The sequence below is a fragment of the Streptomyces incanus genome, from assembly GCF_042656345.1.
Classification (GTDB): domain Bacteria; phylum Actinomycetota; class Actinomycetes; order Streptomycetales; family Streptomycetaceae; genus Streptomyces; species Streptomyces incanus.
The window spans coordinates 183,412-192,602 of sequence record NZ_JBHSPC010000100.1 but is presented as its reverse complement, the minus strand read 5'-3'; the positions used below and the strand labels follow the sequence as shown (position 1 = coordinate 192,602).

Here is a 9,191-nt window from a genome sequence, read left to right as displayed (position 1 = left end):
GCTGTGCAACCACCCGGCGGAGCCGACGGGAGGCACACCCCCACTAAATTCGGAGACCCACTTATAGGGCATGAACAGTTCCGGGACGACTACGCGGGTGGCGGGGTGTTGCCGGAGGGCCCCAGGCACGGCCCGTATTGGCTGAGGTCGGTCACCCCCGACGTCCATGAAACCGTCGGCCGGGAGAAGAGCACGCACATCCTCCGGGAGTGGGCGAACCAGTTTGGGGACGTGCCCTCCGAACTGGAGGTGGATCTGCGGCAGGAGGTGTTCGACCGCCTGGCCGCGGCCGACCACATCTCCTACCTGAGCGGGCTCGGGGACGAGGACATCCACGACTGGGGGCGTGTGCACGACTGCTTTCACGAGTTCGTGCTCATCGACCGCTCGGCTGGGCGGATCACCCTCCTCGTCGCGGCCGACGACTGAGCTTTTACCCCTGGAGAAGCGGTTCAGCCGGGCGGAGAAGGCCGACGACCGGGTGAAGTGGGCCTCCCGGCAGGACAAGTAATCGACCCCCGGGGTGTCAGCCGACTGCACCGAAGCCATGGGTGGGCGAAGCCACCGGCGGTGCGGCCCCGGCGGTTGCCTATGCCGTGGCGGTTTCCTGCGTCGGTACGGGCAGGAACGCGGTCCAGGTTTCCGGAGCGACGGTGAGGTGAGGTGCGCCCGGAGTTTTGGAGTCGCGGATGTGGATGGCGGTGGGGTGGGCGGCCACTTCGATGCAGTTGCCGCCGTCGCTGCCGCTGTAGCTCGACTTGAACCACCGAAGTGCGGTGCTGCTCATTGGTCTCCTAGCAGACGGTCCAGCAGATCCCTCGTATCTTCGGGGTTGAGGGCCTGAGACCGCAGCATGGCACACCTCTGGGTCAGAATCGCCACCTCGTCGGGATTCGCGATCAGTTGGCTACCGCGTTGGGTTTCCGTGTAGGCGAGCCGCTGATGTTCGGGTGTCTCCAAGAGGACGAAGGGGCCGTCGAGGGCTGCGTGACTTGTCCGGCCCAGCGGCTGTACCTGCAAGGTGAGGCCTGGAAGCTCGGAGAGATGCCGCAGATGCCGCAACTGTTCGACGTACACCTTGCCGCCGCCCAGGTGGTCTCGGAGTACCGCCTCCCAGATGATGAAGCACGTGATCGGTGGTTCTTTGTCGCGGAGGATGGTTTGCCGCTCAGTGCGTGCCGCCACGTGCTGTTCAATTTCGCCTTCGTCAATCACAGGGATACGGCTGCGGAAGACCGCTCGTGCGTACGCCTCCGTCTGGAGCAATCCCGGCACCACCTGGTTCTCGTAGGAGGAGATCGCGATGGCCTCCCGCTCCCGATCCAGATACTCCTCCGCCCACAGCGGGACCAGGTCGACCTCCGGCATATGGGCCAGCGCAGCCGTCAACGCTCCCTTGGTGTCCAGGAGGTCGTCCAGTTGGTCGGCGAGGTCCGGTTTCAGGGGGCGTCTGCCCTGTTCGATGGAGGCGATCTGCTGCTCGCTCACGACGAAGTCTTCGCCCAGGGAGCGTTGGGTGTGGCCCGCCGCCTCGCGGAAGGTGGCGAGCAGGGCGCCCACCATCTTCATCGCGGACGCGTTCCTGCGTGACCGGGACCGTGGTCTTGCCGTGGTGCTCATAGGTCGAACTCCCCACCCGCGCGTGTACGTTCACTGCCGCTCATGCGTACATTCGGGACGTACGGGTGCGCGGACTGTTCCAGGATGGGTACGGAGCGTGACTCTCGTCCCGTGAATCAGGAAACTTCACCCGTGCCCCGGGTCCCCGCCCCACTTGAGCGGTTCTTTCGGCGTGAGCGCCGGTCCGTGCCCGACGCCCGGGACTTCGCGCGCCGGGCGCTCGTCGGCTGGGGCGTGCTCGGGCGTGAGGACGATGTGCTGCTGTGCGTCAGTGAACTCGCCACCAACGCGCTGGTGCACGGTGTGCCGCCCGGTCTTGGATTTCTGCTGAGGATGTTGCCGTACGGCGACGGTGGCGTACGGGTCGAGGTGCACGACAGCGGGGGCGGTGTACCGGCCGTACCGGAGGAGGCGGATGTGCCGGAGCCCGGGGAGGGCGGGCGCGGGCTGCTGCTGGTGGGCGAGCTGGCCGACAAGTGGGGCGTGGGGGAGCGGGACCCGGGGAAGGTCGTGTGGCGCGAGTTCGCTACGGCTCCCGCAGCGTCCCCGCGATCGCCGAGATCGTCTTCGGGCCCACCCGGCAGCATCCACCGATCAGCCGGGCCCCGGACTCACGCCACCCCGTGACCTGCTCGGCGGTGAACGTGGCGCGGCCCGTCCACGCCCGCGCCCCGGCGTCCCAGACCTCGCCGCTGTTGGGGTAGACCACGACCGGTTTGCCGGTGACGCGGGCCGCGAGGGCGACCGCGTGGCCCGCGTCCTCGGGGGTGCAGCAGTTCACGCCGACCGCGATCACCTCGTCCACCTCGGCGGCGAGCACGAAGGCGTCCTCCAGCGGCTGCCCGGCACGGGTGCGGTCGCCTGTCGCCGAGTAGGACAGCCAGGCCGGGATGCCGAGGCCGGGCAGGATGCGGAGCAGGGCCTCGGCCTCGTCGGTGTCCGGGATCGTCTCCAGGGCCAGGACGTCGGGCTCCGCGGCGGCCAGGGCCTTCATGCGCGGGCGGTGGAAGCGCTCCAGCTCGGCCACGGTCAGGCCGTACCGACCCCGGTACTCGGAGCCGTCGGCGAGCATCGCGCCGTACGGGCCGACGGACGCCGCCACCCACAGGGGGCGGGGCACCCGGGCCCGCCGGGCCGCCGCGCGGGCCGACTCGACGCTCAGGGCGAGCAGGGCGGCGGCCCGGTCGTGGCCGATGCCGCGCCGGGTGAAGCCCTCGAACGTCGCCTGGTAGCTGGCGGTGATCGCCACGTCCGCGCCCGCCTCGAAGTAGGCGAGGTGTGCCTCGGTGACCGCCTCGGGGTCCTCGGCGAGCAGCCGCGCCGACCACAGTGCGTCGCTCAGGTCGTGTCCGGCCGCCGCGAGCTGGTTGGACATGCCGCCGTCGAGGACGACCGTGCCGCCGGTGAGGGCGTCGGCGAGGGCGGGGGCGGTGCTCATACCCCCCGACGGTAGTCGAGGCGGCCCTCGGGCCTGCCTCGCAGCGCGCCTCTGCGGGAGGGCTGGGATCCTGAAGGGAGACGACCCGCGGTCGGGAAGGCGGTGGACGATGTGCCGGTGGCTCGCCTACTCGGGCACCCCCATCCTGCTCGACAGCATCCTCTACCGGCCGAAGCACTCGCTGATCGACCAGAGCCTGCACTCCAAACTGGGCGTCGAGACGACCAACGGCGACGGGTTCGGGGTGGGCTGGTACGGGTCCCACACCGACACCCCGGCGGTCGTCCGGGACGTCGGTCCGGCCTGGAGCAACCGCAATCTGAGGGAGATCGCCGGCCATGTCCGTTCGCCCCTGTTCTTCGCCCACATCCGGGCGTCGACCGGCTCGTCGGTGCAGGAGACCAACTGCCACCCGTTCCGTCACGGCCGCTGGATGTGGATGCACAACGGCGCGATCGCGGACTTCGACCGCATCCGGCGCGACCTCGCCCTGGCCGTCGATCCGGAGCTCTTTCTCTCCGTCGAGGGGTCGACGGATTCCGAGCTGATGTTCTATCTGGCGCTCACCTTCGGCCTGGAGCAGGACCCGCCGGGCGCGGTCGCGCGGATGGCGGGCCTGGTGGAGCGGGTCGGGTGGGAGCACGGTGTGGAGTTCCCGCTGCAGATGACGGTCGCGGTGACCGACGGTCAACGGCTGTGGGCGTTCCGCTATTCGACCCGGAAGGCGTCCCGTTCGCTCTTCTACAGCACTCGCGTGGAGACGCTGCGCTCTCTCCATCCGGACGTGGCGTTCCTGCGTGAGGTCTCCGACGAGACCCGCCTCATCGTGTCGGAGCCGCTCGGGGACCTGCCCGGCGCCTGGAACGAGGTCCCCGAGGGCAGATACGGCATCGTCCAGTCCGAAGGCGACGTGATGCGCCGCTTCACCCCTCGGGCGGCGTAGGGGCGGGCTCCGGTGAGAGGCAACGGGCCCCGGCGAGAGCGGGCGGGACGCCTTCGTCCCGCCCGACCCGTTGACCTGTCCGTGACGCGCCTCTACCTTGTCGGCGTTCGCCATGTCAGATGTTGTTCGTGATGTCGAACGATTCCGTGATCGCGAGCGTCCTCCCACCGTGAGAGGCAGACCGCATGAGCCGCGCCGCCTACGACCTGCCCGACCCGCCCCGCTCGTCCCCGTCTTCACCGACAATGACACGACCCGGTAGTACGGCCTTGGGCACAGTTGCTCCACCGTGGCCGAGGACGGTCGTACCGCCGTCCTCGTCCACCACGCCCGGCAGTGCAAGGAGATCGACGGGGATCCGCTCCGCGCCCCGAACCGCCACACCCGCATCCAGACCCTCGGCCGGAAGCCGGACGGCACCCCGGACTTCGGCATCCCCGTGGCCGACGGAACGACCACGAGCGGCAAAGGGGGTGTGACGTGAGACGCCTGTACGCGGTCCTGCTCACCTTCTGCCTCGCCCTCGCCGGTGCCCTCGTCACCGCCGGGCCCGCACAGGCCGCGCCCCGATCGATCGGCAACGGAGTCCAGTTCACCGACGTCACCGGGAACCCCGTGCACGCCCACGGCGGCGGGATCATCAAGGTCGGCGCGTACTACTACTGGTTCGGCGAGCACCGCAACGCCGACAACACCTTCCGGTACGTCGACGCCTACCGTTCGACCGACCTGAAGAACTGGGAGTTCCGCAACCACGTCCTCACCGAGGCCAGTGACCCGGAACTCGCCACCGCCAACATCGAGCGGCCCAAGGTCATGTACAACGCGGCCACCGGCACGTTCGTGATGTGGATGCACAAGGAGAACGGCTCCGACTACGGCGAGGCCCGCGCCGCCGTCGCCGTCTCCGACACCGTGGACGGCGACTACGAGTGGCGGGGCAGCTTCCGCCCGCTGGGACAGCACATGTCCCGCGACATCACCGTCTTCACCGACACCGACGGCACCGGCTACATGGTCTCGGCCGCCCGCGAGAACTACGACCTGCACATCTACCGGCTGACCGCCGACCACACCGGCATCGCGAGCCTGGTCGCCAACCCGTGGCCCGGCGGCCACCGCGAGGCCCCGGCCCTGTTCAAGCGGGGCGGCGTGTACTTCATGCTGACCTCCGGCGCCACCGGCTGGAACCCCAACCAGCAGCAGTACGCCACCGCCACCAGCCTCGCCGGCCCCTGGTCGACGATGCGCAATGCGGGGGACGCGACCACCTACGGATCGCAGACCGCGTTCGTCCTGCCGGTGCAGGGGTCCTCGGGCACCTCGTACCTGTACCTCGGGGACCGCTGGGGCAACTCCTTCGGCGGCAGGGTCAACGACTCCCGTTATGTGTGGCTGCCGTTGACCTTCCCGTCCTCCACCTCGATGTCCCTGTCCTGGTCACCCGAGATCACCGTCGACACGGCTGCCGGAACGGTCACCGGGACCTCCGCCACGTACAACACGCTCATCGCCCGGCACAGCGGGAAGTGCGCCGATGTGACGAGCCAGTCGCTGTGGCAGGGCGCCCAGGTCAAGCAGTACGACTGCAACGGCGGTGGCAACCAGAGGTTCTGGTTCAAGCCGCTCGGCAACGGCTACCACCAACTCGTCGTACGCAACAGCTCGTTGTGCCTCCAGGAGAACGCGAGCACCGTCACGCAGGAGAACTGCTCCGTCTCCGCCGCGGCCACCGCCCAGCAGTGGTCGATCTCCACCACCGGCTCCTACGTGTCCCTCGTCTCCCGGGCGACCGGCGAATGCCTCGACGTGTCCGGCGGCGCGACCGCCAACTCGGCCGCCCTGATCACGTACATCTGCAACGGAGGGACCAACCAGCAGTGGACACGCGGGACATGAGCATGCGGCAAAGAGGGTCGGCCGGTGCTTTCGTCGCGGGCGCGGTGGCGGCCGCGACGATCGCCGGCGGGCTCGGGCTGTCGTCCGTTGAGGCCGTGGCCCGGACGCGGGACTACCGCCCGACCCTCGGCATCGAGAACTGCACCGCCGTCGCCTGCCACTTCGACCTCCCACCCGGCACCTATGACGTACAGGTCCGTCTCGGGGGCCAGGCCGCCTCCCGCACCGCCATCGGCGGCGAGACCAGGCGCACGCTCCTCGCGGAGACCGCCGCCAAGGCCGGGCAGCGGGTCACCCGCGGTTTCACCGTCGACGTCCGCACGCCCGAGGGGGAACCCACCGGCCCCGACGGCAGCCCCGGGCTCGACCTCGCCATCGGCGGCGCCGCCCCCGCGCTCGCGGACATCCGGGTCACCCCGGCCGCCGACCGGCACACCCGGCAGATCCTCCTCGTCGGCGACTCCACCGCCTGCGACCAGCCCGGTGACCCGTACTCCGGCTGGGGCCAGCAACTGCCGCAGTACCTGCGCAAGGGTCTCTCGATCGTCAACCACGCGGACTCCGGCGAGAGTACGGTCAGTTATCTGGGGAACCCGCGGCTGTGGAACACCGTCCGGTTGTTGATCCGGCCCGGTGACCTCGTCCTCATCCAGCTCGCCCACAACGACAAGACCACCGACGAGGCGACCTACCGGGCCAACCTCGAGACCATGGTGGCGGGCGTGCGGGCCGAGGGCGGCCAACCGGTCCTCGTGACGCCCGTCGTGCGGCGCTGGTTCAACGCCGACGGCACCCTGAACAACGACACCGCGCTGCTGGTCAACGGGCTCGGCGTCGACCACCCGGCGGTCGTCCGCTCCGTCGCCTCGGCAGCCGGCGTCCCGCTGATCGACCTCACCGCCAGGACCAAGGCGCTGGTGGAATCCCTCGGCGTGGAGGGCTCCAAGGCGCTCTACCTCTACAACGAGAAACGCGACAACACCCACACATCGGAGTACGGCGCCACCCGGTTCGCGGCCCTGGTCCGCGACGAGCTCGTCCTCCGGCATCTGGTGCCCGAGGGCCGGGTCAGGAGGGGATGAAGCCCCTGGGACGTTCCGACCGGAACCGGAGCGTCCCAGGCTCCCCTCATGAACACCCCCCGGCACACTTCGGCCGGTGCCGAAGCATTCCGCGGCTAGCGTTCCCGTATGACCGAGAGCGCGCCGAACGCCGTCACCGGGTTCGCCGGACTGCACCATGCCGACGAGCCCATCCTGTTGCCCAACGCCTGGGACCACGCCTCCGCCGCCGCCCTCGCCGCGCAGGGGTTCCGGGCGGTCGGCACCACCAGCCTGGCCGTCGCCGCGGCGGCCGGGCTGCCCGACGGGGCGGCGGCGACGCGTGAGCAGACGCTGCTGCTCGCCCTCACGCTCGGCTCGGGGCCGTACTGGCTGTCCGTGGACGCGGAGGACGGATTCAGCGACGACCCCGAAGAAGTCGCCGCGTTCGCACGCGAGGTGTACGCCGTCGGTGCTGTCGGGATCAACCTGGAGGACGGGCTCGGGCCCGTCGGCCGGCACGCCGCGAAGATCGCCGCGGTGCGGGCGGCGGCCCCCGGACTCTTCGTCAACGCCCGGACCGACACCTACTGGGCCGCCGGTCCCGGTGCGGACGGCGGCAGCAGGCGGGAGGACACCTTCCGTCGGCTCGACGCGTATCAACAGGCGGGTGCTCAGGGTGTGTTCGTGCCCGGCCTCACCGACCCGCGTGAGATCGCCGCTCTGGTGCGCCGGCTCGACGTGCCGCTCAACATCCTCTACTCGCCCACCGGCCCCTCCGTTCCGCAGCTCGCCGGTCTCGGCGTGCGACGGATCAGCCTCGGATCCCTGCTGTACCGGCGGGCGCTGGGTGCCGCGGTGGAGGCCGCGACCGAGATCCGCGAGGGGCGTGCGCCCACCGGCACCACACCCGCCTACGCGGAGGTCCAGGCGCTGAGCAGGGACTCCGTACGGGGTGCGGCCGACGCCACTGCGTCCCTCGGTCGGCGCTGGTACGGTTGACGCTTTCGCGGGTATCAGAACCTTTGTACTCATCTCCGGCGAGAGACCGAGGGACCGAGGAACCATGGGCATGGACATCCCCGGCGACAAACGGCTTGCGGCAGCGGTCGTGAAGGACGAAGAAGGGCGCGTGCTCCTGGTGCGCCGCAGCGAGCACGAGAGATTCCTGCCCCGGGTGTGGGGCGTCCCGTGCGGCAAGCTCGAACCGGGTGAGAGTGCCCCGGACGGCGCGCTGCGCGAGCTCAAGGAGGAGACCGGCCTGCTCGGTGAGATCGTGCGCAAGGTCGGCGAATCGTCCTTCCTGAGCGAGTACGCCGGGCACGAGACCAAGAACTGGCAGGAGAACTTCCTGGTGCGCCCGCTGTCCCGGGACGTCACGCTGCCCAGGCCCGACCAGGACCACGCCTGGCTCCGCCCGGGCGAGCTGACCGGCGTCGACATCGACGAGTACAACCTGGACATCGTCCGGCAGGCGTTCACGGACTCCTGAGCAGGTCCGCCAGGGAGCCCAGCGACTCCAGATAGGCCGGTACGTCCATCGGCACCTTCGGCACCGCCCCCGCGTGCGGCCCGCCCGGGGTGAACACATCGGTGTGCCGGCGCCGTTGACTGCCCGTCTCGAGGAACAGGGTCACCGTCGGACCCTCCGTGTCGCACCAGGCGCGGTGCAGGGTGCGCGCCGGCAGGGCGTACGTGCTGCCCGCCGCGTACTGGCCCAGGTGCGTCAGCCGCAGCCGCGCCGGACCCGCCGGTGCCAGCAGCCAGTCCGCCGACCCCTCGGCCAGCGACTCCTCGAAGCGAGCCGCCGCGATGCCGCCGCCCCGCGCACCGGCCCGCTCCCCGTCCCGCCCTTCGGGCACTTCTTCGTACAACTCCGTCCACAGCCGGCCCCGTACGACGTGCGAGGCCAGCGTCGAGCGGTGGTTGTGGACGTCCTCCCGGCCCGTGCCGCCCACGCCCGCGTGCCACACATGGGCGCGCAGCATGTGCTGCGGGCCGGCGTCGACCAGCAGCAGCTTGTCGAAGCCGAGGACGTGCCGGTACGACAGCCGGGCCGCCGCCTCGGGATCGCCCTCGCCACAGGCGAGTTCGACGATCAGCTCCAAGAGCCTGTCCGGCGGGCCGAGTTCATCGACGACCGCGTAGGCCGCGGCCACGTGGTCCCGCTCGAGCAACGCACCGTCCAGCGTTTCGGCCAGTAACCGCCGTGCCGCCAGGACCTGCCGACCACCCATGCACACTCCGTTTC

The 9,191-nt window shown here is 70.3% G+C and carries 10 protein-coding genes and 2 pseudogenes; 8 read left to right on the top strand and 4 right to left on the bottom strand.

The window, feature by feature from the left end; translation table 11 throughout:
- Nucleotides 1-429 (top strand): hypothetical protein (locus ACFP2V_RS29570; protein ID WP_381218347.1); only part of this gene is annotated, 429 nt, incomplete at its 5' end.
- Between the two features lie 160 nt (nucleotides 430-589).
- On the opposite strand, the gene ACFP2V_RS29565 is transcribed toward ACFP2V_RS29570, so the two are convergent.
- Both ACFP2V_RS29565 and ACFP2V_RS29560 read right to left on the bottom strand, forming a co-directional pair.
- A complete protein-coding gene (locus ACFP2V_RS29565) occupies nucleotides 590-787 on the bottom strand; it encodes a DUF397 domain-containing protein (RefSeq protein ID WP_381218346.1) in 198 nt (65 codons plus the stop codon).
- Nucleotides 784-1,569, bottom strand: coding sequence for a Scr1 family TA system antitoxin-like transcriptional regulator (locus ACFP2V_RS29560; RefSeq protein ID WP_381218345.1), 786 nt, complete (start codon nucleotides 1,567-1,569; stop codon nucleotides 784-786). The genes ACFP2V_RS29565 and ACFP2V_RS29560 overlap by 4 nt, the downstream gene beginning before the upstream one ends.
- A gap of 135 nt (nucleotides 1,570-1,704) precedes the next feature.
- Between ACFP2V_RS29560 and ACFP2V_RS29555 the strand changes: the two are divergent.
- A pseudogene (locus tag ACFP2V_RS29555) lies at nucleotides 1,705-2,148 on the top strand (ATP-binding protein); the annotation flags it as partial.
- Here ACFP2V_RS29555 and mmuM read toward each other — a convergent pair.
- The gene (gene mmuM / locus ACFP2V_RS29550) at nucleotides 2,147-3,058 is read right to left on the bottom strand and encodes a homocysteine S-methyltransferase (RefSeq protein ID WP_381218344.1); all 912 of its coding nucleotides are present in this window, start codon (nucleotides 3,056-3,058) and stop codon (nucleotides 2,147-2,149) included. The pseudogene ACFP2V_RS29555 and the gene mmuM overlap by 2 nt on opposite strands.
- Before the next feature lie 109 nt (nucleotides 3,059-3,167).
- On the opposite strand from mmuM, the gene ACFP2V_RS29545 reads away from it, so the two are divergent.
- The 6 genes and pseudogenes from ACFP2V_RS29545 to ACFP2V_RS29520 all read left to right on the top strand — a co-directional run bounded on the left by ACFP2V_RS29545 (nucleotide 3,168) and on the right by ACFP2V_RS29520 (nucleotide 8,432).
- Entirely contained in the window at nucleotides 3,168-4,001 is an 834-nt protein-coding gene (locus ACFP2V_RS29545; RefSeq protein ID WP_381218343.1) for a class II glutamine amidotransferase, read from the top strand.
- A gap of 229 nt (nucleotides 4,002-4,230) precedes the next feature.
- Nucleotides 4,231-4,485, top strand: a pseudogene (locus ACFP2V_RS29540) (alpha-N-arabinofuranosidase); the annotation flags it as partial.
- Nucleotides 4,482-5,900, top strand: coding sequence for an RICIN domain-containing protein (locus ACFP2V_RS29535; protein ID WP_381218342.1), 1,419 nt, complete (start codon nucleotides 4,482-4,484; stop codon nucleotides 5,898-5,900). The pseudogene ACFP2V_RS29540 and the gene ACFP2V_RS29535, both read left to right, overlap by 4 nt.
- Nucleotides 5,897-6,982: a rhamnogalacturonan acetylesterase gene (locus ACFP2V_RS29530; protein WP_381218341.1), complete on the top strand. Its 1,086-nt coding sequence runs from the start codon at nucleotides 5,897-5,899 to the stop codon at nucleotides 6,980-6,982. The genes ACFP2V_RS29535 and ACFP2V_RS29530 overlap by 4 nt, the downstream gene beginning before the upstream one ends.
- Nucleotides 6,983-7,090: 108 nt before the next feature.
- Nucleotides 7,091-7,942 carry an isocitrate lyase/PEP mutase family protein gene (locus ACFP2V_RS29525; RefSeq protein WP_381218340.1) on the top strand — a complete coding sequence of 284 codons (852 nt, stop codon included), beginning with the start codon at nucleotides 7,091-7,093 and terminating at the stop codon, nucleotides 7,940-7,942.
- 70 nt (nucleotides 7,943-8,012) lie between these two features.
- Nucleotides 8,013-8,432 carry an NUDIX hydrolase gene (locus ACFP2V_RS29520; RefSeq protein ID WP_381218339.1) on the top strand — a complete coding sequence of 140 codons (420 nt, stop codon included), beginning with the start codon at nucleotides 8,013-8,015 and terminating at the stop codon, nucleotides 8,430-8,432.
- Here the strand turns inward: ACFP2V_RS29520 and ACFP2V_RS29515 are convergent.
- The gene (locus ACFP2V_RS29515; protein WP_381218364.1) at nucleotides 8,419-9,177 is read right to left on the bottom strand and encodes a hypothetical protein; all 759 of its coding nucleotides are present in this window, start codon (nucleotides 9,175-9,177) and stop codon (nucleotides 8,419-8,421) included. The two genes, ACFP2V_RS29520 and ACFP2V_RS29515, sit on opposite strands and share 14 nt — an antisense overlap.
- Between the last annotated feature and the right edge of the window lie 14 nt (nucleotides 9,178-9,191).

Coding starts and splice junctions, on each gene's coding strand:
- ACFP2V_RS29565 (WP_381218346.1), bottom strand. CDS start 787: ATGAGCAGCACCGCACTTCGGTGGTTCAAGTCGAGCTACAGCGGCAGC.
- ACFP2V_RS29560 (WP_381218345.1), bottom strand. CDS start 1,569: ATGAAGATGGTGGGCGCCCTGCTCGCCACCTTCCGCGAGGCGGCGGGC.
- mmuM (WP_381218344.1), bottom strand. CDS start 3,058: ATGAGCACCGCCCCCGCCCTCGCCGACGCCCTCACCGGCGGCACGGTC.
- ACFP2V_RS29545 (WP_381218343.1), top strand. CDS start 3,168: ATGTGCCGGTGGCTCGCCTACTCGGGCACCCCCATCCTGCTCGACAGC.
- ACFP2V_RS29530 (WP_381218341.1), top strand. CDS start 5,897: ATGAGCATGCGGCAAAGAGGGTCGGCCGGTGCTTTCGTCGCGGGCGCG.
- ACFP2V_RS29525 (WP_381218340.1), top strand. CDS start 7,091: ATGACCGAGAGCGCGCCGAACGCCGTCACCGGGTTCGCCGGACTGCAC.
- ACFP2V_RS29520 (WP_381218339.1), top strand. CDS start 8,013: ATGGACATCCCCGGCGACAAACGGCTTGCGGCAGCGGTCGTGAAGGAC.
- ACFP2V_RS29515 (WP_381218364.1), bottom strand. CDS start 9,177: ATGGGTGGTCGGCAGGTCCTGGCGGCACGGCGGTTACTGGCCGAAACG.